This window comes from Caballeronia sp. LZ062, from assembly GCF_031450785.1.
Classification (GTDB): domain Bacteria; phylum Pseudomonadota; class Gammaproteobacteria; order Burkholderiales; family Burkholderiaceae; genus Caballeronia.
The window spans coordinates 2,199,806-2,220,063 of record NZ_JARTWB010000002.1 but is presented as its reverse complement, the minus strand read 5'-3'; the positions used below and the strand labels follow the sequence as shown (position 1 = coordinate 2,220,063).

The following is a 20,258-nucleotide window of genomic DNA, read 5'->3' as shown; positions in this document are numbered from 1 at the left end:
AGAGGTTTGAGATGGACTGTGTGTTTTGCCGTGAAGACGGCGGCGAAGTGCTCTGGGCGGACGACGCGTTGCGCGTCGTCCTCGCCGACGAGCCGGATTGGCCCGGCTTTTGCCGCGTCATCTGGGGCGCGCATGTTGCCGAAATGTCCGACCTGGCCGATGCCGACCGCTTGCGCGTGATGACCGCCGTCAACGGCGTCGAACGCGCCATTCGTCGCGTGCTCGTCCCCGAGAAGATCAATTTGGCGAGCCTCGGCAATCAGGTGCCGCATCTTCATTGGCACGTCATTCCACGTTTTTCCAACGATTCCCGTTTTCCGTTGCCCGTCTGGGCGCCGCGCCAGCGCACGGTGTCCGAGGCGCAGCTCGCCAAGCGCCGCGCGCAGGCGACGCTCCTGAGCGAAGCCATTCGCCGCGAGCTGAATCAGGCGTTCGGCCAACACTAACTTTCAAGATAAGGCTCACCATGAGCGGACTGACATCGACGACGCCGATTCCCACCGGCGTCGTTCTGCATTCAAAATCCCGCGTGCTGGAACTGCAATACGGCGAAAAGGAGTCGTATCGCGTGCCGTTCGAACTGCTGCGCGTCTATTCGCCGTCCGCCGAAGTACAGGGCCACGGGCCGGGGCAGGAAACGCTGCAGACCGGCAAGCGTGAGGTCGCCATTACGGGCGTCGAGCCGGTCGGACATTACGCGCTGCAGTTGAATTTTTCGGACGGGCACAATACCGGCATCTACTCGTGGGACATCCTTTACGATCTCGCGACGAAACAGGACGACCGCTGGCGCGACTATCTGACCAAGCTGCAAGCCGCCGGCATCGACCGCGATGCGCCGATGCCCACGAAGCCGGCGGGCGGCCACTGTCACTGAATGAACGATGCGCGGCATAAAGCCGCAGGCCGGCGCGACGATTGCGCAGGCAGATACGAACAACATGCGAGGAACGAGCGCAATGAGCAAGACCCACTTCGGATACGAAACGGTCGACGAGCAGGAAAAGGCGAGCAAGGTGGCGGGCGTGTTCCACTCCGTCGCGAGCAATTACGACCTGATGAACGACCTGATGTCCGGCGGGCTGCATCGCATCTGGAAGCATTTCACGATCGGGCAGGCGAAGGTGCGCTCGGGCTACAAGGTGCTGGACATCGCGGGCGGCACCGGCGATCTGGCGATGGCGTTCGCCAAGCAGGCCGGCGCGACAGGCGAGGTCTGGCACACGGACATCAACGAATCGATGCTGCGCGTGGGCCGCGACCGCTTGCTGGACAAGGGCGTCATCACCCCGACGCTCCTGTGCGACGCGGAGAAGATTCCGTTTCCGGACAACTACTTCGATGTGGTGACGGTGGCCTTCGGTCTGCGCAACATGACGCACAAGGAGCGCGCGCTGGCCGAAATGTACCGCGTGCTCAAGCCGGGCGGCCGTTTGCTCGTGCTGGAATTCTCGAAAGTGTGGGAACCGCTTAAGAAGCCGTACGACATTTACAGCTTCAAGATTCTGCCCTGGCTCGGCGACAAGGTCGCAAAAGACGCGGACAGCTATCGCTATCTGGCCGAATCCATCCGCATGCACCCGGACCAGGAAACGTTGAAGACGATGATGGAACAAGCAGGACTGGATCGAGTCGAATATTACAATTTGTCAGGTGGCGTGGTAGCGTTACACGTCGGGACAAAATTTTGATGTTCCACTCTCTAAAGGATTCGATATGTCCGATTCGCGCACACCCCATCCCCGGGGATTTCTGAGCACGCTGTTCAGAAAGGCCGGAATCTTGGCGCTGGCTGGCGTTATCACGGCCGGCGCGATCTTCGCTGACGACGCCGAGGCGCGTCGCATGGGCGGTGGCCGCAGCATGGGCCGCCAGTCGGCCACGGCCACGCAGCAGCATCAGGCGACGCCGCCGTCGCAGTCCATGCAGCCGAGCCAGTCCATGCAGCCGCAGCGCGCGCAGCCCGCGCCCGCCGCGCCGCCCGCCGCCGCGCAGCCAGCGCGCAATCGCTGGCTCGGGCCGATCGCCGGCTTGGCCGCCGGTCTCGGCATCGCGGCGCTGCTGTCGCACTTCGGGCTCGGCGGCGCGTTCGCCGGCGCCATGGCCAACATGATCATGATCGCGCTGATCGTGCTCGCGGCCGTCATGCTGTTCCGCTTCTTCATGCGCAAGCGTCACGGCGGTGCCACGCCGGCCTATGCGGGCGCGGGCGCGTCGCCTTACGGCGCATCGGCGCGCAGCGGTCTGAATCAGGAACCGCCGCGCGCGTCGCAGCCCGCGGGCTTCGGCGCGGACTATATCGATTCGCCCGCGACGCAGGCGGCGCCCGCGAACGTTCCGGCGGGTTTCGACACCGAAGCGTTCGTGCGTAACGCGAAGGTGTACTTCGTGCGCCTGCAGGACGCGTGGGACCGCGGCAACGTCAACGACATCCGCGAATTCACCACGCCCGAAATGTTCGCTGAGGTGAAGCTGGACATCGACGCACGCGGCGGCGCGCCGAATCGCACGGACGTGGTTCAGTTGAACGCCGACGTGCTCGGCGTGGAAGATCGCGCGTCCGAGTATCTTGCGAGCGTCCGCTTCCACGGGCTGATTCGCGAATCCGAAGGGGTGGCGGCCGAGCCCTTCGTCGAAATCTGGAATCTGTCGAAGCAGAAGTCCGGCAACGAAGGTTGGCTGCTGGCCGGCATCCAGCAGGTGAATTGAGCGCGCGCGCCGCGCACGCCCGCACGGCGGCATTGCGCCGCACGCCGCCGGCGAGGTGCGCGTGGAGAAGCGCCTCCGCGTTCGCGGAGTTTGCCTAGACCGTAGAATAGAACCCGCGCGAGCGACCGCTTGCGCGGGTTTTTTCATCTCAGAGCCGATGACGAACGCACACGAACCTTCCCGCTCCGTTGTAGATCCTGCCGTCAAGACCGCGTCCGGGGCGTTCGCGGCTGTCGTGAACCATCTGCTCGCGCGCGAGCCATGGGCGCGCGAACGCGTTCAGCCCTACGCCGGCAAGTGCGTGAGGCTCTCGTGCGCGCCGTTCGTGATCGCGCTCGTCGCGCAGTCGGACGGGCTTTTCGCCGCAACGAGCGAGACGCAAGCCGGCCATTTCGACGTCAGCATCGCCGTGCCGTTCGATGCGCTTCCAGCGTTTCTGCAAGGCGGTCAGGCGGCGGTCATGAAGCACGTGCGCATCGAAGGCGATGCCGAGTTCGCGACGACGCTCGCGAAGCTCGCCGAGCATTTGCGCTGGGACCCCGAAGAAGATTTGTCGCGCGTGATCGGCGATGCGCCCGCGCATCGCATCGGCATGATCGCGCGGACGATGCAGGCGCAGGCTCAGCGCACCGGGCGCAACCTGCTGGATTCCGTGGCCGAGTATTTGCTGGACGAGCGCCCGCAACTCGTGCGCAAGAGCGCGCTCGACGCATTCAACGCCGAGTTGTCGCAAGCGCGCGATGCGCTCGCGCGCGTCGAAAAGCGCATCGAACGGATCGAACAACAAGAGTCGGCCCGCGGCGCCTCAGCGCGGACCGGCGGCGAGTCCGCGCGCGACTCGCGCAAATAACGAGCTGAAGCGAACTCCGACCATGCGTTTTCTGCGTTTCCTCAAGATTTTCTTCACGATTGTCCGCTTCGGCCTCGACGAACTGGTCATGAGCGGCATCAACGATCGCCGCGTGCGCTACCTCATGCGCGTGACGACCTTCGGCCGTCGCTTCGATATCGAGCGCGGCATCCGGTTGCGCCTCGCGCTCGAAAGCCTGGGGCCGATCTTCGTGAAATTCGGTCAGGTGTTGTCGACGCGGCGCGATCTGTTGCCCGTGGATATCGCCAACGAACTCGCGAAGCTGCAGGATCGCGTGCCGCCGTTCGATTCCGACGTTGCCGTTTCGATCATCGAAAAGTCGCTCGGCGCGCCGATCGACGAACTCTTTGACGACTTCCAGCGCGTGCCGGTGGCGAGCGCGTCGATCGCACAAGTGCATTTCGCGAAGATCAAGCACGGCGAGCACGCGGGCAAGTCCGTTGCGGTGAAGGTATTGCGGCCGGGCATGTTGCCGGTGATCGATTCGGACCTCGCGCTGCTGCGCGATATCGCGATCTGGGCCGAGCGTCTGTGGCCGGACGGCAGACGGCTCAAGCCGCGTGAAGTCGTCGCCGAATTCGACAAGTATCTGCACGACGAACTCGATCTCATGCGCGAGGCGGCCAACGGCAGCCAGTTGCGTCGCAATTTCCAGGGGCTCGATCTGCTGCTCGTGCCGGAGATGTACTGGGACCTGTCCGCGCCCGCCGTGCTCGTGATGGAACGCATGGTCGGCGTGCCGATCAGCCAGGTCGAGACGCTGCGCGCGGCTGGCGTCGATATTCCGAAGCTCGCGCGCGAAGGCGTCGAGATTTTCTTCACGCAGGTGTTTCGCGACGGCTTTTTTCACGCGGACATGCACCCGGGCAACATTCAGGTGAGCCTCGATCCGGCGACCTTCGGGCGCTACATCGCGCTCGACTTCGGCATCGTCGGAGCGCTGTCGGACTTCGACAAGAACTATCTCGCGCAGAACTTTCTCGCGTTCTTCAAGCGCGACTATCACCGCGTCGCGACGTTGCACCTCGAATCCGGCTGGGTGCCGCCGAGCACGCGTGTCGAGGAACTCGAAAGCGCGATTCGCGCGGTCTGCGAGCCGTACTTCGACCGCGCGCTCAAGGACATTTCGCTCGGACAGGTGCTGATGCGGCTCTTTTCGACTTCGCGCCGCTTCAACGTCGAGATTCAGCCGCAGCTCGTGCTGTTGCAAAAGACGATGCTGAACGTGGAAGGGCTGGGGCGTTCGCTCGATCCGGAACTCGACTTGTGGAAAACCGCGAAGCCGTACCTCGAACGCTGGATGAACGAGCAGATCGGCTGGCGCGGGTGGTACGAGCGCCTGCAAATGGAAGCGCCGCAGTGGAGTAAGACGATTCCGCAGCTGCCGCGCCTGATTCATCATCTGCTTGCAGAGCGCCACGACGCGCCGCGCGGCAACAACGACGAAACCATGCGCCAACTGCTCGCGGAGCAGAAGCGCACGAATCGGCTGCTGATGACGCTGCTCGTCGTCGGAATTGCCGTGGTCGCGGGCGCGGGCGTCGTCATTGCGCAATTCTGGATGGGCCACCTTTGAGCACGGCGGGCCGGCGTCTTCCGTGCCGGTACGAGGAAATCCGATGAGCACTTCGAGCAACGCCGACGTTCCCTCGTTCGACAACCGCGATCCGAACTCGCCCGGCTTCTGGGACGAACGCTTCGATCGGCGCTTCACGCCGTGGGATCAGGCGGGCGTGCCCGATGCGTTCCGCACGTTCGTGTCCGATCTGCCCGCGCCCGCGAGCACGCGGGCGCTGATTCCCGGCTGCGGCAACGCCTACGAGGCCGCGTATCTGGCTGAGCGCGGCATGACCGTGCGGGCCATCGACTTTTCGCCAAGCGCCGTCGCGGCGGCGCGTGCGCAGCTGGGCGCGCACGCGGAGGTCGTCGAAGAAGCTGACTTCTTCGCGTATCAGCCGCCATTCGCGCCTGACTGGATCTACGAGCGCGCTTTTCTTTGTGCGCTGCCGAAAGACCGCTGGCCCGACTACGCGCAGCGCATGGCCGCGCTCGCGCGGCCGGGCGCGCTGCTCGCGGGCTTCTTTTTTATCGGCGCGACGCCGAAAGGGCCACCGTTCGGCATCGAGCGAAGTGAACTCGACGCGCTCCTCACCCCGCATTTCGAATTGATCGACGACCATGAAGTCAGCGGCTCCATACCGGTCTTTGCCGGGCGCGAACGCTGGCTGACGTGGCGGCGCGCTTGAATTCGCCGGTTTCGGCCCCATCTGACGCGAAAGCCCAACGGCGCCGGGCCGGCCGAAAATGGCGGGCCGGTGCCGGTTTGCGGCTATAATTCAAGGCTTTGCAAGCGTCGACAGATCATTGTAGGAAGAGTGCCATGCCGATTTACGCATACCGCTGCGCATCCTGCGGCCACGAAAAAGACGTGCTTCAGAAGTTGAGCGACGCACCGCTCACGCAATGTCCCGCCTGCGGAAAGGACGCGTTTTCCAAGCAAGTGACCGCGGCAGGCTTCCAGTTGAAAGGCTCCGGCTGGTATGTCACCGATTTCCGCGGCGGCAGCAACGGCTCCGCCGCGCCCAAGTCGGGCGACAACGCGCAGGCCGCGTCGGGGTCGGGCGATTCGAATTCCGGCGATAGCGCGAAAGCGGGCACTGCGTCATCGTCCGATGCGGCGCCGAAGAGCGCCGCGCCCGATGCTGGCACCTCGACGCCGTCGACACCCTCGACGCCTTCCAGCGCCGCCTGAAGCGCACGCGTAATGCACGGCGCGAACTATCGCGCCGGCTGTGCATCCGTCCTGTACCGCTGCCAGCGCGCGCGTCGTCCGCGCGCGGATCGCGGCCAACCCGACGCCCGTCACCCTAGCGACAACAACGTGACCACGAAAAAGACTACGCTGAAATCCGTGTTCCTTACCGGCCTGCTCGTGCTGGTGCCGCTCGCCATCACGCTGTGGGTGCTCGGCCTCGTGATCGGAACCATGGATCAGACGCTGCTCCTTCTGCCGTCCGCGTGGCAGCCGGAGCGTGTCTTCGGGTTCCACTTGCCGGGGCTGGGCGCGCTGCTCACGCTCGCGTTCATCTTTGTCGTCGGCCTCTTTACGCAGAACTTCGTCGGGCAGAAACTCGTCGGCTGGTGGGACGCGATCCTTCGCCATATCCCGGTCGTCGGGCCGCTCTACACGAGCGTGAAGCAGGTCTCGGACACGCTGCTCTCGTCGAGCGGCAATGCATTTCGCAAGGCGCTGCTGGTGGAATATCCGCGCAAGGGCTCGTACACCATCGGGTTTCTTACCGGCATTCCCGGCGGCGACGTGCTGAACCATCTGAAGGAAGACCACGTGAGCGTCTACGTGCCGACCACGCCGAACCCCACGTCCGGCTTCTTCCTGATGATGCCGAAGAGCGAGGTCGTCGAACTGGATATGACCGTCGACGCCGCACTGAAGTACATCGTCTCGATGGGCGTGGTCGCCCCCGCGCCGAGCGCGCCGCTGTCGGTCGCGCCCGCCCGCCGCCCCACCGAGCCGCCGATGTAATGCCGGCGCGCGTGCCGCGAATCGAGCCGACGAAGAGCGCGATCCGCACGCGAGCCGTTCATCAACGAACAACGAAAGACACAACATCATGTCGATGCGATCTGAATACTGCGGTCTGGTGACCGAAGCCCTGCTGGGCCAAACCGTCTCGCTGTGCGGCTGGGTGCATCGCCGCCGCGACCACGGGGGCGTTATCTTCATCGACTTGCGCGATCGCGAAGGGCTCGTCCAGGTCGTCTGCGATCCGGATCGCGCCGAGATGTTCAAGGTGGCCGAGGGCGTGCGCAACGAGTTCTGCGTGCAGGTGAAGGGCGTCGTGCGCAATCGTCCGGAAGGCACGGTCAACGCCAATCTGACGAGCGGCAAGATCGAAGTGCTGTGTCATGAACTGAACGTGCTGAACGCGTCGGTCACGCCGCCGTTCCAGCTCGACGACGACAACCTCTCCGAAACGACGCGCCTCACGCATCGCGTGCTGGACCTGCGCCGTCCGCAGATGCAGAAGAACCTGCGCCTGCGCTATCGCGTGGCGATCGAAGTGCGCAAGTATCTGGACGCGCAAGGCTTCATCGACATCGAAACGCCGATGCTGACCAAGAGCACGCCGGAAGGCGCGCGCGATTACCTCGTGCCGTCGCGCGTGAACGCGGGACAGTTCTTCGCGCTGCCGCAATCGCCGCAGTTGTTCAAGCAATTGCTGATGGTCGCGAACTTCGACCGCTACTACCAGATCACCAAGTGCTTCCGCGACGAAGACTTGCGCGCGGACCGTCAGCCGGAATTCACGCAGATCGACTGCGAAACGTCGTTCTTGAACGAGCAGGAAATCCGTGATCTGTTCGAAAACATGATCCGCCACGTTTTCAAGGAGACGATGGACGTCGCGCTGCCGGAACAATTCCCGGTCATGCTGTATTCGGAAGCGATGCGCCGTTTCGGTTCGGACAAGCCCGACCTGCGCGTGAAGCTCGAATTCGCCGACCTGACCGACGCGGTCAAGGACGTCGACTTCAAGGTGTTCAGCATGCCGGCGAACTCGAAGGACGGCCGCGTGGCTGCACTGCGCGTGCCGAAGGGCGGCGAACTGTCCCGCGGCGATATCGACGGTTACACGGAATTCGTGCGCATTTACGGCGCGAAGGGCCTGGCGTGGATCAAGGTCAACGACAAGACGAAGGGCCGCGACGGTCTGCAAAGCCCAATCGTCAAGAATTTGCATGATGCGGCGCTCGCCGCCATCATGGAGCGCACGGGCGCGGAAGACGGCGACATCATCTTCTTCGCGGCGGATCGCACGAAGGTGGTGAACGACAGCCTCGGCGCGCTGCGCCTGAAGATCGGCCATTCGGAATTCGGCAAGGCGAACGGCCTGCTTGAAACCGGCTGGAAGCCGCTGTGGGTCATCGACTTCCCGATGTTCGAGTATGACGAGGAAGAGAACCGCTACGTGGCCGCGCACCATCCGTTCACGAGCCCGAAGGACGAGCATCTCGAATACCTCGAAACCGATCCGGGCCGCTGCCTCGCGAAGGCGTACGACATGGTGCTGAACGGTTGGGAAATCGGCGGCGGTTCCGTGCGTATCTTCCAGGAAGACGTGCAGAGCAAGGTTTTCCGTGCGCTGAAGATCGGTGCGGAAGAAGCGCGTCTGAAGTTCGGCTTCCTGCTCGACGCCCTGCAATACGGCGCGCCGCCGCACGGCGGTATCGCGTTCGGTCTGGACCGCATCGTGACGCTGATGTCCGGCGCCGATTCGATTCGCGACGTGATCGCGTTCCCGAAGACGCAGCGCGCGCAGGACCTGCTCACGCAAGCGCCGAGCGAAGTGGACGAGCGCCAGTTGCGCGAGTTGCACATCCGTCTGCGGCAGCCCGAACAAAAGACGCAATAAGCGTCGCTAATGTTGTGACGAAAAAGGCGCCGAGTGCGCCTTTTTCGTTTTTTGCGCTACAGTCGTTGCCGGATACGAGACAACGCGCACGTTCACATGGTCATGCAGAAGCCACCGAAAATCCCCGAATCCGTGCTGGTCGTGATTCATACGCCCGACCTCGATGTGCTCATCATCGAGAGGGCCGATCACCCGGGCTTCTGGCAATCGGTGACGGGATCGAAAGACCGCATCGACGAGCAGCTCGAAGAAACCGCCGCGCGCGAAGTGCAGGAGGAAACGGGCATCGTCGTCGGCAGTCCGCTTGTGCCGCAAGCCGCGCTGCTGGACTGGCATCACAGTATTCAGTACGAAATCTACCCGCAGTGGCGGCACCGTTACGCCGAAGGCATCACGCACAACACCGAACACCAGTTCAGTCTCTGTGTGCCGCACTGTCTCGAAGTGACGCTCGCGCCGCGCGAACACACGTCGCATCTCTGGCTGCCGTTGCGCGAAGCCGCCGACCGATGCTTTTCGTGGTCCAACCGCGAAGCGATTCTTCAATTGCCCGAGCGCCTCGCGGCGCATAGCCGATGATCGGTGTGCGGCCGCGGCGCAGCTTCAAGCGACTGCGCCAGGCGTTGTTCTCGGGGCGGCGTCCACCGCGTTTCTGCTTCACTGCGGGCAACCAGGTCCGCATTCTCAAGAGCGGCGCGCAGTTCTTTCCTGCGTTGATCGACCGAATCGACGGCGCGCACAGCACGGTTTCGCTCGAGACCTACATCTTCGCGAACGACGACGCCGGCCGCGCCGTTTCGGACGCGCTCCTGCGCGCGGCTGCGCGCGGCGTCACGGTGCGTGTCATTACCGACGGCGTCGGCACCGACGGCAATCTGCCGATGTTCGACCAGTGGAAGGCGGGCGGAGTAGAGCATCGAATCTACAATCCTCACCTGCTTTTCGGGCCGCTCGGCTTCTCGCGCACGCATCGCAAGCTCGCGCTCATCGACAACACATACGCGTTTTGCGGCGGCATCAATATCGTCGACGACTACGACCAGAACGGCACACGCCTGCCCGAGCCGCGCTGGGACTTCGCGATGGAGGCGCGAGGTCCCGTGGTCACGGACGTGCACAACGCGTTCGATCTGCAATGGGAACGCATCCGCCTCGGCGTCAAGCCGCACGAGCTGCGCTCGCCGGCCTGCGAGCCGCAGCAGGAGCCGAACCGCTGGAACACGCGGCGCGCGATGCGCGCGCGGCGCCGCGCGCAGCTTGGCGAAATTCACGCGGTCGACCAGCCGTGCGTCGCGTTCGTCGCGCGTGACAACCTGCTGAATCGCCGGGCCATCGAGAAGGCGTATCTGCGCGCCATCGCCCATGCGGAGCGCGAAGTGCTGCTCGCCAACCCCTACTTCATGCCGGGCCGCAAGCTGCGCCGCGCGCTCGTCTTCGCGGCGCGGCGCGGGGTGCGCGTGTCGCTCGTGATCGGGCGCAAGGAATTCGTCGCGCTCGATTACGCGACGCCGTTCCTCTACGGCAATCTGCTGAAGAACGGCGTTCGCATCGCCGAATACGAGAAGACCATGCTGCACGGCAAGGTCGCGGTGGTGGACGCCGATTGGGCGACCATCGGCTCGTCCAATCTCGACGCGCTTTCGCTCGTGCTCAACAACGAGGCGAACATGGTGCTCGTGAACCACGCGGAGATCGCCGGCTTGCACGACGCCATTCTGCGGGCCTTCGACGAAGGCAGTCGCATCGACGAAAAACACTACGCGTCGCGCCCGGTAAGTGAGCGATTACTCAGTTGGCTCGCCTACAACAGCTACCGATTGATGATGAAGCTCATCACGATCGGACAATACGATTGACGGCCCAATTACTGCTGGCCGATTAATGTGCTTGCCAGACGTCAACATCCTCCCATCAAATGGGAAGTCGGGAAGTCACTTAGAAGCACGCCGCGCGTAAAAAAGGACAATAGGACGGGCAAAAATAGGATTTGCCCTATTGATTGCTGCGGCAGTTAGAAACTGCTTTCTAAAAATTTGCTTGTTCCAGCAGCGACCGGCCACAATAATAGAACGGCCGTTCGATTTCAATGGGGTCACGAGAGGACGGTGGGATCATGCGAAAAGGCGAACAGACGCGGGCCGCGATTCTCGACGCAGCGTTGGATCTGGCGAGCAGGGACGGACTCGAAGGACTGACCATCGGCCTTCTGGCCGAGCGGATGCAGATGAGCAAGAGCGGAGTGTTCGCGCACTTCGGTTCGCGCGAAGATCTGCAAGTGGAAGTGGTGCGCGAGTATCACCGCCGCTTCGAAGACGAAGTGTTCTTCCCGAGCTTGCGGGAACCGCGCGGCCTGCCGCGACTGCGCGCGATGATGAGCCGCTGGATGGAAAAGCGCATCGAGGAAGTGACCACCGGCTGCATCTACATCAGCGGCGCGGTGGAATACGACGATCGCGCGGCGAGTGCGGTGCGCGAGCAGTTGGTCCACAGCGTGACAACCTGGCGTGAGGCGCTTTTGCGGGCCATTCGTCAGGCGAAGGAGGAAGGGCATCTCAAGCCGGAGACGGACCCGAAGCTGATGCTCTTCGAGTTGTACAGCTTCACGCTCGGCCTGCATCACGACGCGCGTTTCCTGCATCTGCCGGAAGCGGTGCAACTGACGCGGGACGCGCTGGAGAAAACGATCGTTTCATATCAGACGTCGCACTCGTCTGCCGATGGCGGCGGCCGCGAAACCAGCGAGCCGGCCACCCACGCAGCCACGAGTGCGGCGACGAATCTAACTTCGCATCAAACGGACAGCCGTTAGCGGCGCCGATCGAATCGTCCCAAGGGTTCGGCGGCGCGCGACGCAAGCTGGAAGACACTGGAGAGACTCATGGGACAGTACGCCGCCCCTCTGCGCGACATGCAGTTCGTGCTGCACGAACTGCTGAACGTCGAAGCCGAACTGAAGCGCATGCCGAAGCATGCCGAGCTGGACGCGGACACCATCAACCAGGTGCTCGAAGAGGCCGGCAAGTTCTGCTCCGAAGTCGTGTTTCCGCTGAACCAGAGCGGCGACCGCGAAGGTTGCACCTACGAGGGCGACGGCGTCGTGAAAACGCCGGCGGGGTTCAAAGAGGCGTATCGCCAGTACGTCGAGGCGGGCTGGCCCGCGCTCGGCTGCGATCCCGAATACGGCGGCCAGGGGCTGCCCGCATTCGTCAATAACGCGCTCTACGAGATGCTCAATTCGGCGAACCAGGCGTGGACCATGTATCCGGGCCTCTCGCACGGCGCATACGAATGCCTGCACGCGCACGGCACGCCGGAGCAGAAATCGACGTATCTCTCGAAACTCGTCTCGGGCGAATGGACCGGCACGATGTGCCTGACCGAACCGCATTGCGGAACGGACCTCGGCATTCTGCGCACGAAAGCCGAGCCGAATGCCGACGGTTCCTACGCGCTCACCGGCACCAAGATCTTCATTTCAAGCGGCGAACACGACATGGCCGAGAACATCGTCCATCTGGTGCTCGCGCGGCTGCCCGGCGCGCCGGCCGGCACGAAGGGCATTTCGCTTTTCATCGTGCCGAAGTTCATTCCGGATGCGAGCGGCGCACCGGGCGAACGCAACGGCATCAAGTGCGGCTCGATCGAGCACAAAATGGGCATTCACGGCAATGCCACTTGCGTGATGAATCTCGACGGCGCGAAAGGCTGGCTCGTCGGCGAAGCGAACAAGGGCTTGAACGCCATGTTCGTGATGATGAACGCGGCGCGTCTCGGCGTCGGCATGCAGGGTTTGGGGCTGACGGAAGTCGCGTATCAGAACTCGCTCGTCTATGCGAAAGAGCGCCTGCAGATGCGCTCGCTCACGGGCCCGAAAGCGCCGGACAAGCCCGCTGATCCGATCATCGTGCATCCGGACGTGCGCCGCATGTTGCTCACGCAGAAGGCGTATGCCGAAGCGGGCCGCGCGTTCGCGTACTGGGCCGCGCTCAACATCGACAAGGAACTGTCGCACGAAGACGAAGCCGCGCGCCGCGAAGCCGCCGATTTTGTCGCGCTGCTCACGCCGGTCATCAAGGCGTTTCTGACCGACAACGCGTTCGAAGGCACGAACCTCGCCATGCAGATCTACGGCGGCCACGGCTTTATCTCCGAATGGGGCATGGAGCAGTACGTGCGCGACGCGCGCATCAACATGATCTACGAGGGCACGAATTCCATTCAGGCGCTCGACCTGCTCGGCCGCAAGATTCTCGGCGACATGGGCGCGAAGCTGAAGCGTTTCGGCAAGCTCGTGACGGACTTCGTCGAAGAAGAAGGCGTGAAGCCGGAGATGCAGGAGTTCATCAACCCGCTCGCGGATATCGGCGAGAAGGTGCAGAAGCTCACCATGGAAATCGGCATGAAGGCGATGCAGAATCCGGACGAAGTGGGCGCGGCGGCGGTGCCGTATCTGCGCACGGTGGGTCATCTGGTGTTCTCGTACTTCTGGGCGCGCATGGCGCGCGTGGCGCTCGACAACGCCGCATCCGGCGATGCGTTCTACAAGGCGAAGCTCGCAACCGCGCGCTTCTACTTCGCGAAGCTCCTGCCCGAAACGGCTTCGACCATCCGCGCCGCGCGCGCGGGCGCGAAGCCGATGATGGACTACGACGAAGCCTTGTTCTGAACGCGAGCCGAAGGCGGTAGTTCGACTCTCCGAACTGCGACATCCAATCAAAGGCCGCGCGGCGCATTCCATTGGTCTGCGCCGCCGGCAGACAAGCAAAACTCATACGGAGGCTTTCCCGTGAGCACCCTGAACATCCGCAAAGTCGCCGTGCTCGGCGCAGGCGTGATGGGCGCGCAGATCGCCGCGCATCTCATCAACGCGCGCGTGCCCGTGCTGCTCTTCGATCTTCCCGCGAAGGAAGGCCCGAAGAACGGCATCGCGCTCAAGGCCATCGAGAATCTGAAGAAGCTCTCGCCCGCGCCGCTCGGCATGAAGGACGACGCGCAGTACATCGAGCCCGCGAACTACGAAGACGACATCGCGCGTCTAGCCGAATGCGATCTCGTGATCGAAGCGATCGCCGAGCGCATGGACTGGAAGCACGACCTGTACAAGAAGGTCTCGCCGCACATCGCGCCGCACGCCATCTTCGCGAGCAATACGTCGGGCTTGTCGATCACCGAGCTGTCGCACGGTTTCTCCGATGAACTCAAAGCGCGTTTCTGCGGCGTGCACTTCTTCAATCCGCCGCGCTACATGCATCTGGTCGAGCTGATTCCGACCGAATCGACGAAGCCCGAGATTCTCGACCAGCTTGAAACTTTCCTGACGAGCGTGATCGGCAAAGGCGTCGTGCGGGCGAAGGACACGCCGAACTTCATCGCGAATCGCGTGGGCGTGTTCTCGATTCTCGCCGTGATCGCCGAAAGCCAGAAGTTCGGCCTGCGTTTCGACGAAGTGGACGACCTGACCGGCGCGCGCCTCGGCCGCGCGAAGTCCGCGACGTTCCGCACGGCGGATGTCGTCGGTCTCGACACGATGGCGCACGTCATCAAGACGATGCAGGACAACTTGCCGGACGATCCGTTCTTCTCCGTCTACGCCACGCCGCCCGTGCTCGCCGAACTGGTGAAGAACGGCGCGCTCGGGCAGAAGACGGGCGCGGGTTTCTATCGCAAGGAAGGCAAGGCGATCAAGGTGCTCGACCCGCAAACGGCGCAATACGTCGAAGCGGGCGCGAAGGCGGACGAACTCGTCGGCCGCATTCTGAAGCGCCCGCCGGCCGAGCGCCTCAAGCTCCTGCGCGAGACGGACAACAAGCAGGCGCAGTTCCTCTGGGCCATTTTCCGCGACGTGTTCCATTACATCGCGGTGCATCTCGAATCGATCGCGGACAACGCACGCGACGTCGATCTCGCGATCCGCTGGGGCTTCGGCTGGAACCAGGGACCGTTCGAAAGCTGGCAGGCGGCGGGCTGGCAGCAAGTCGCGCAGTGGGTGCAGGAAGACATCGACGCGGGCAAGGCGCTCTCGAAAGCGCCGCTGCCCGCCTGGGTGCTCGACGGCCCCGTCGCCGAGAAAGGCGGCGTACACACGAACGAAGGCTCGTGGTCGCCGCAGGCTCGCCGTTTCATCGGGCGCTCGACGCTGCCGGTCTACCAGAAGCAAGTGTTCCGCGCGCCGCTCGTCGGTGAAAGCGGCGCCGATCCGAAGACCTACGGCAAGACGCTCTTCGAAACCGACAGCGTGCGCGCGTGGCTCGACCGCGACGACGGCGACGTGGTGATCGTCTCGTTCAAGACGAAGATGAACACCATCGGTCCCGGCGTGCTCGACGGCCTCACGCAGGCCATCGAACTCGCGGAGAAGGAATACCGCGGCGTGGTGATCTGGCAGCCGACTTCGCTCACGCTCGGCGCGCCGGGCGGCCCGTTCTCGGCGGGCGCGAATCTCGAGGAGGCGATGCCAGCGTTCATGATGGGCGGCGCGAAAGGCATCGAGCCGTTCGTCAAGAAGTTCCAGGACAGCATGATGCGCGTGAAGTACGCCAACGTGCCGGTGGTGTGCGCTGTGTCGGGCATTGCGCTCGGCGGCGGCTGTGAACTGATGCTGCATTCGGCGAAGCGCGTCGCGCATGTGGAAAGCTATATCGGGCTCGTGGAAGTGGGCGTGGGTCTCGTGCCGGCGGGCGGCGGGCTGAAGGAAGCCGCGTTGCGCGCAGCCGAGGCCGCGAGCGCTGTGAACGCGACGAGCGACTTGCTCAAGTTCCTGCAGAAGCCGTTCGAGAACGCCGCGATGGCAAAGGTCTCCGGCTCGGCGCTCGAAGCACGCGCGATGGGCTATCTGAAGCCGTCGGACACGATCGTCTTCAACGTGCACGAGCTGCTCGATATCGCGAAGAAGGAAGCGCGCGCGCTTGCGGATTCCGGCTACCGCGCGCCGCTGCGCGCGAAGCAGATTCCCGTGGCCGGGCGTTCCGCGCTGTCGACCATCAAGGCGTCGCTGGTCAATATGCGCGATGGCCGCTTCATCAGCGATCACGACTTCCTGATCGCGAGCCGTATCGCGGAAGTAGTGTGCGGCGGCGACGTGGAAGGCGGCAGTCTCGTCGACGAGGAATGGCTGCTGGCGTTGGAACGCCGCGCGTTCATCGAACTGCTCGGCACGCAAAAGACGCAGGAACGGATCATGGGCATGTTGCAGACCGGCAAGCCGGTTCGCAACTGAGCGCGCGGACTATCGGAGCTGGTTATGAGCAAACAATTGCAGGAAGCATATATCGTCGCCGCGAGCCGCACGCCGATCGGCAAGGCGCCGCGCGGCGTGTTCAAGAACACGCGCCCGGACGAGCTGCTCGTCCACGCGATCAAATCTGCGGTGGCGCAGGTGCCGGGGCTGGATACGGCCGTGATCGAAGACGCTATCGTCGGCTGCGCGATTCCCGAAGCCGAGCAGGGCCTGAACGTCGCGCGCATGGGCACGCTGCTCGCCGGACTGCCGCAGACGGTCGGCGGCGTCACGGTGAACCGCTTCTGCGCGTCGGGTCTCACCGCGCTCGCGATGGCGGCGGACCGCATTCGTGTCGGCGAGGCGGATGCGATTCTCGCGGGCGGCTGCGAGTCGATGAGCATGGTGCCGATGATGGGCAACAAGCCGTCGCTGTCGCCGCATATCTTCGAGCGCAGCGAGGACATCGGCATTGCGTACGGCATGGGCCTGACCGCCGAACGCGTCGCGGAACGCTGGAAAGTGAGCCGCGAGGCGCAGGACGCGTTCGCGGTGGAGTCGCATCGCAAGGCGCTGGCCGCGCAGCAGTCGGGCGAATTCGCCGACGAGATCGCCGCCTATACGCTCAACGAACGCTTCCCGGACCTCGCTTCGGGCGAAGTCCGCGTGAATGCGCGCGAAGTTGCGTTCGACGAAGGCCCGCGCGCGGACACGTCGCTCGACACGCTTGCGAAACTGCGCCCGGTGTTCGCCAACAAGGGATCGGTGACGGCGGGCAACAGCTCGCAGACTTCCGACGGCGCAGGAGCGCTGATCGTGGTCTCCGAGAAGATCCTGAAGCAGTTCAATCTGACGCCGCTCGCGCGCTTCGTGAGCTTCGCGGTGCGCGGCGTGCCGCCGGAAATCATGGGCATCGGGCCGAAGGAAGCGATTCCGGCCGCGCTCAAGAACGCGGGTCTGACGCAGGACGATCTCGACTGGATCGAACTGAACGAAGCGTTCGCGGCGCAATCGCTCGCCGTGATCAACGACCTCGGACTCGACACGTCGAAGCTCAATCCGCTCGGCGGCGCGATTGCGCTCGGGCATCCGCTCGGCGCGACGGGCGCGATTCGTTCGGCGACGGTGATCCACGGGCTGCGCCGCCGCAACCTGAAGTACGGCATGGTGACGATGTGCGTCGGCACCGGCATGGGCGCGGCGGGCATTTTCGAGCGGATGTAATCGGGCGGCTCGCGGGCGGCGTCGCTCGCGGGCCAACAATAAGGAGACGCCGCATGGATATCGTTATCGAACGCGCGCAAGGTGTGTTGAGCATCGTGCTGAATCGCGCCGAGAAGAAGAACGCCATCACGGCGGCCATGTATCAGGAAATGGCCGACGGTCTATATGAAGCGGAGAACGATCCGACGGTGCGCGCCGTTTTGCTGCGCGGCAACGGCGGCGCGTTCAGCGCGGGCAACGATCTCGAAGACTTCCTGAACGATCCGCCGAAGGGTCTCGACGCGCCCGTGTTCCAGTTACTGCGACGCCTGAGCGGCATGCCGAAGCCTATCGTCGCGGCGGTGTCGGGCGTGGCCGTGGGCATCGGCACGACGATGCTTTTGCACTGCGATATCGTCTATGCCGCGAAGAACGCGAAGTTTTCGCTGCCGTTCGTGCAGCTCGGGCTCTGTCCGGAAGCGGCGTCGAGTTTGCTGCTGCCGCGCATCGCGGGTTATCAGCGGGCGGCGGAAAAGCTGCTGCTAGGCGAAGCGTTCGATGTGAATGAAGCGATCGGCATGGGCTTCGTCAACGGCGCGATCGATGCGGCAGAGCTCGATGCCTATGCGTTCGAGCGTGCGAGACGGTTGGCGGCGCTGCCGGCGTCATCGCTCAAAACGACGAAGGCGCTGATGAAAAGCGAGCAACGCAACGAAGTGGCCGCGCGGATGGAAGAAGAGGCGGCGCATTTCTCGCGGATGCTTGCAGGACCGGAGGCGCGCGAGGCGTTTGCCGCGTTTTTGGAGAAGCGGAAGGCGGATTTTAGTCGGTTTTAGTTGTGCCGTGCCGCTGACAAAGCGGCACGCAGTCGATGTCGTTCACGCGGAGACACGTTCCATGCGACTCGAGCCGCTTCTTCTCGCAACGCTTCTTTGTGCGGCCGTGCCCGCGTGGGCGGACTCGTCGGCGTGCATGAACAACGCAAGCACGCAAATGGCCATGAACGAGTGCGTAGGCCGGGAATTGAAAGCCGCCGACCAGAAGCTCAACGACACCTACCGCGCGCTGCTCTCGAAGGTGAGCAAAGACGGCGCGGAGCAATTGCGCAAGGCACAGCGCGCGTGGCTCGCATGGCGCGACGCGCAATGCGCGTTCGACACCATGGGCACGCGCGGCGGCAGCAGCAATTCGATGGAAAACGCGATGTGCGTCGAAAAGCTGACGCAAGCGCAAACCGCGCATCTCGCCGCGCAGTTGCATTGCAAGGAAGGCGACGTGTCCTGCGGCGGTCAGTGAGCGGCGCTCACTCCACCTCATACTCCACAAACCCCCCCTCCCGCGCGAAACTCACGAGCCGCAACCCCGCCTGCTTCGCGATGGCAATCGCCAGCGACGTCGGCGCGGAAATAGTCGCGACCATCGGCACGCCGACGCGCGCCGACTTGCGCACGAGTTCATAGCTCGCGCGGCTCGACAGGAACACGAAGCCCTGCGTCGTATCTTCGCGGCGCAGCACGAGTTGCCCGATGAGCTTATCCAGCGCGTTGTGACGGCCGACGTCTTCGAACGCGTAGCGCACCGCGCCGCTTTCATCGCACCAGGCGGCGGCATGCAGTCCGCCGGTGAGCTTCGTCAACTGCTGATGCGCCGGCAACCCGCGCGCCGCGCGCTCGATCGCATCCGGCGCGAGACGCGCGAGGAAGCCGGTATCCGGCACGCGCTCAGGCCGAAGGTCCAGCAAGTCGATGCTCTCGATGCCGCACACGCCGCAACCCGTGCGCCCCGCGAGCGCGCGACGCTTGTCTTTCAGCGACGCGAACGCCTGCTGCACCACTTGCAGATGCACTTCGGCATGCGGCAGCGTGTGGCCGTCGTCACGGTAATAGACTTCGATATCCTGGATGTCGCTGCCACGCTCGACGATGCCTTCGGTCAGCGAGAAGCCCACGGCGAACGCTTCGAGGTCTCGCGGCGTGCACATCATCACCGCGTGCGAAATGCCGTTGTAGACGAGCGCAACGGGCCATTCCTGTCCGACGTTATCGTTTGCGACAGCGCTTTCGCCGCCGCGATGTCTTCGCACGCGCCGTTCGACGTAGCCCGGCTGCTCATCACTTTCCAGTGGGTTCACCTTGATCTCCAAACACGGCACGGCGCGGGCATGAGGATTGCTCACTGAACCTGCTGATTGCACGGTTCCAGCCCAGTACCAAGCCCTACAATAACTTAAGCGGGCGATGCGCGCCCGCGCGCGCCCCTCACTCCAATGAGGCTATCGCCATGGGACTTTACGATACCGCTCGTCTCTTCGCGTTCGAAGTCGAATCCTCGGACAATCTGCGCTTCATTCCGCTCTCGGTGCGTTTCAATCTCGACCGCTTCGGTATGCGCATCACGCTCGATCAGTGGCAGATGCTTCCGTATGACGATCGCGTGTTGCTCGCGCGCTTTCCGGTCGAAGACGAGGTCGAACTGGAGAAAAACTTCGATCTCGCGCTCGAAGAAATGCTGAAGACGCACGCGAACGCCGCGCCCGAGAAAATCGAACGCGACGCCGATCCCGTCTGGAACCACGCCGACGCGGTGCCGGAAGCCGTCATCCGGCAGAGCAGCCTGGCGGGACTGAGCGCGCCTAGCCTGTCGCGCTGGGCCGCGCTCGACCGCTTTCAGCGCTATGCGCTCGCGAAACTTTCGCGCAACACCGACAAGCTCAATCACGACTTCCTGCCCGCCATGCGCGAGTTCGGGCTCGCGGAATAAGCGCGCTGGATGAACGGGTGAATCTTCGCGCGCACCCCTAAAGCCTGCGCGAAACCTGCCGTTA

General features: G+C 63.8%; 20 protein-coding genes. 19 read left to right on the top strand and 1 reads right to left on the bottom strand.

The window, feature by feature from the left end; translation table 11 throughout:
* Positions 1 to 11 precede the first annotated feature (11 nt).
* From P9239_RS16370 to P9239_RS16285, 18 genes are all read left to right on the top strand, one after another.
* On the top strand, positions 12 to 446 hold the full coding sequence (locus P9239_RS16370) for an HIT family protein (protein ID WP_309752683.1): 435 nt from the start codon (positions 12 to 14) through the stop codon (positions 444 to 446).
* Positions 447 to 466: 20 nt separating this feature from the next.
* A complete protein-coding gene (locus P9239_RS16365; RefSeq protein ID WP_309752682.1) occupies positions 467 to 877 on the top strand; it encodes a DUF971 domain-containing protein in 411 nt (136 codons plus the stop codon).
* Positions 878 to 959: 82 nt separating this feature from the next.
* Positions 960 to 1,691 (top strand): bifunctional demethylmenaquinone methyltransferase/2-methoxy-6-polyprenyl-1,4-benzoquinol methylase UbiE, encoded by a 732-nt coding sequence (ubiE, locus tag P9239_RS16360; protein ID WP_309752680.1) that lies wholly within the window; start codon positions 960 to 962, stop codon positions 1,689 to 1,691.
* Between the two features lie 25 nt (positions 1,692 to 1,716).
* Complete coding sequence (locus P9239_RS16355) at positions 1,717 to 2,709, top strand: TIM44-like domain-containing protein (protein WP_309752679.1); 993 nt, start codon at positions 1,717 to 1,719, stop codon at positions 2,707 to 2,709.
* A 157-nt stretch (positions 2,710 to 2,866) separates the two neighbouring features.
* On the top strand, positions 2,867 to 3,559 hold the full coding sequence (locus tag P9239_RS16350; protein ID WP_309752676.1) for an SCP2 sterol-binding domain-containing protein: 693 nt from the start codon (positions 2,867 to 2,869) through the stop codon (positions 3,557 to 3,559).
* A gap of 22 nt (positions 3,560 to 3,581) precedes the next feature.
* A complete protein-coding gene (ubiB, locus tag P9239_RS16345) occupies positions 3,582 to 5,156 on the top strand; it encodes a ubiquinone biosynthesis regulatory protein kinase UbiB (protein WP_309752675.1) in 1,575 nt (524 codons plus the stop codon).
* A gap of 43 nt (positions 5,157 to 5,199) precedes the next feature.
* Positions 5,200 to 5,826, top strand: a complete 627-nt coding sequence (locus P9239_RS16340; RefSeq protein ID WP_309752672.1) for a methyltransferase domain-containing protein — start codon at positions 5,200 to 5,202, stop codon at positions 5,824 to 5,826.
* 134 nt (positions 5,827 to 5,960) lie between these two features.
* Complete coding sequence (locus P9239_RS16335) at positions 5,961 to 6,332, top strand: FmdB family zinc ribbon protein (RefSeq protein ID WP_309752670.1); 372 nt, start codon at positions 5,961 to 5,963, stop codon at positions 6,330 to 6,332.
* 129 nt (positions 6,333 to 6,461) lie between these two features.
* Positions 6,462 to 7,124, top strand: coding sequence for a DUF502 domain-containing protein (locus P9239_RS16330; RefSeq protein ID WP_309752668.1), 663 nt, complete (start codon positions 6,462 to 6,464; stop codon positions 7,122 to 7,124).
* 88 nt (positions 7,125 to 7,212) lie between these two features.
* Complete coding sequence (gene aspS / locus P9239_RS16325; RefSeq protein ID WP_309752666.1) at positions 7,213 to 9,015, top strand: aspartate--tRNA ligase; 1,803 nt, start codon at positions 7,213 to 7,215, stop codon at positions 9,013 to 9,015.
* A gap of 102 nt (positions 9,016 to 9,117) precedes the next feature.
* Complete coding sequence (gene nudB, locus P9239_RS16320) at positions 9,118 to 9,594, top strand: dihydroneopterin triphosphate diphosphatase (RefSeq protein ID WP_309752664.1); 477 nt, start codon at positions 9,118 to 9,120, stop codon at positions 9,592 to 9,594.
* Complete coding sequence (locus tag P9239_RS16315) at positions 9,594 to 10,871, top strand: phospholipase D-like domain-containing protein (RefSeq protein ID WP_404980086.1); 1,278 nt, start codon at positions 9,594 to 9,596, stop codon at positions 10,869 to 10,871. The genes nudB and P9239_RS16315 overlap by 1 nt, the downstream gene beginning before the upstream one ends.
* A 257-nt stretch (positions 10,872 to 11,128) precedes the next feature.
* Positions 11,129 to 11,824 carry a TetR/AcrR family transcriptional regulator gene (locus P9239_RS16310; RefSeq protein ID WP_309752661.1) on the top strand — a complete coding sequence of 232 codons (696 nt, stop codon included), beginning with the start codon at positions 11,129 to 11,131 and terminating at the stop codon, positions 11,822 to 11,824.
* 69 nt (positions 11,825 to 11,893) lie between these two features.
* Entirely contained in the window at positions 11,894 to 13,681 is a 1,788-nt protein-coding gene (locus tag P9239_RS16305) for an acyl-CoA dehydrogenase C-terminal domain-containing protein (RefSeq protein WP_309752659.1), read from the top strand.
* 120 nt (positions 13,682 to 13,801) lie between these two features.
* Complete coding sequence (locus tag P9239_RS16300) at positions 13,802 to 16,231, top strand: 3-hydroxyacyl-CoA dehydrogenase/enoyl-CoA hydratase family protein (protein WP_309752658.1); 2,430 nt, start codon at positions 13,802 to 13,804, stop codon at positions 16,229 to 16,231.
* Positions 16,232 to 16,255: 24 nt separating this feature from the next.
* Positions 16,256 to 17,455 (top strand): acetyl-CoA C-acyltransferase, encoded by a 1,200-nt coding sequence (locus P9239_RS16295; RefSeq protein ID WP_309752656.1) that lies wholly within the window; start codon positions 16,256 to 16,258, stop codon positions 17,453 to 17,455.
* A 53-nt stretch (positions 17,456 to 17,508) separates the two neighbouring features.
* The gene (locus tag P9239_RS16290; protein WP_309752654.1) at positions 17,509 to 18,270 is read left to right on the top strand and encodes an enoyl-CoA hydratase; all 762 of its coding nucleotides are present in this window, start codon (positions 17,509 to 17,511) and stop codon (positions 18,268 to 18,270) included.
* A gap of 61 nt (positions 18,271 to 18,331) precedes the next feature.
* On the top strand, positions 18,332 to 18,730 hold the full coding sequence (locus P9239_RS16285; RefSeq protein ID WP_309752651.1) for a lysozyme inhibitor LprI family protein: 399 nt from the start codon (positions 18,332 to 18,334) through the stop codon (positions 18,728 to 18,730).
* 7 nt (positions 18,731 to 18,737) lie between these two features.
* Here the strand turns inward: P9239_RS16285 and fdhD are convergent, their stop codons facing one another.
* Entirely contained in the window at positions 18,738 to 19,565 is an 828-nt protein-coding gene (gene fdhD / locus P9239_RS16280; RefSeq protein WP_309752648.1) for a formate dehydrogenase accessory sulfurtransferase FdhD, read from the bottom strand.
* A 149-nt stretch (positions 19,566 to 19,714) separates the two neighbouring features.
* Between fdhD and P9239_RS16275 the strand changes: the two genes are divergently transcribed.
* Positions 19,715 to 20,194, top strand: a complete 480-nt coding sequence (locus P9239_RS16275) for a nitrate reductase associated protein (protein ID WP_309752647.1) — start codon at positions 19,715 to 19,717, stop codon at positions 20,192 to 20,194.
* The last annotated feature ends 64 nt before the right edge of the window (positions 20,195 to 20,258 follow it).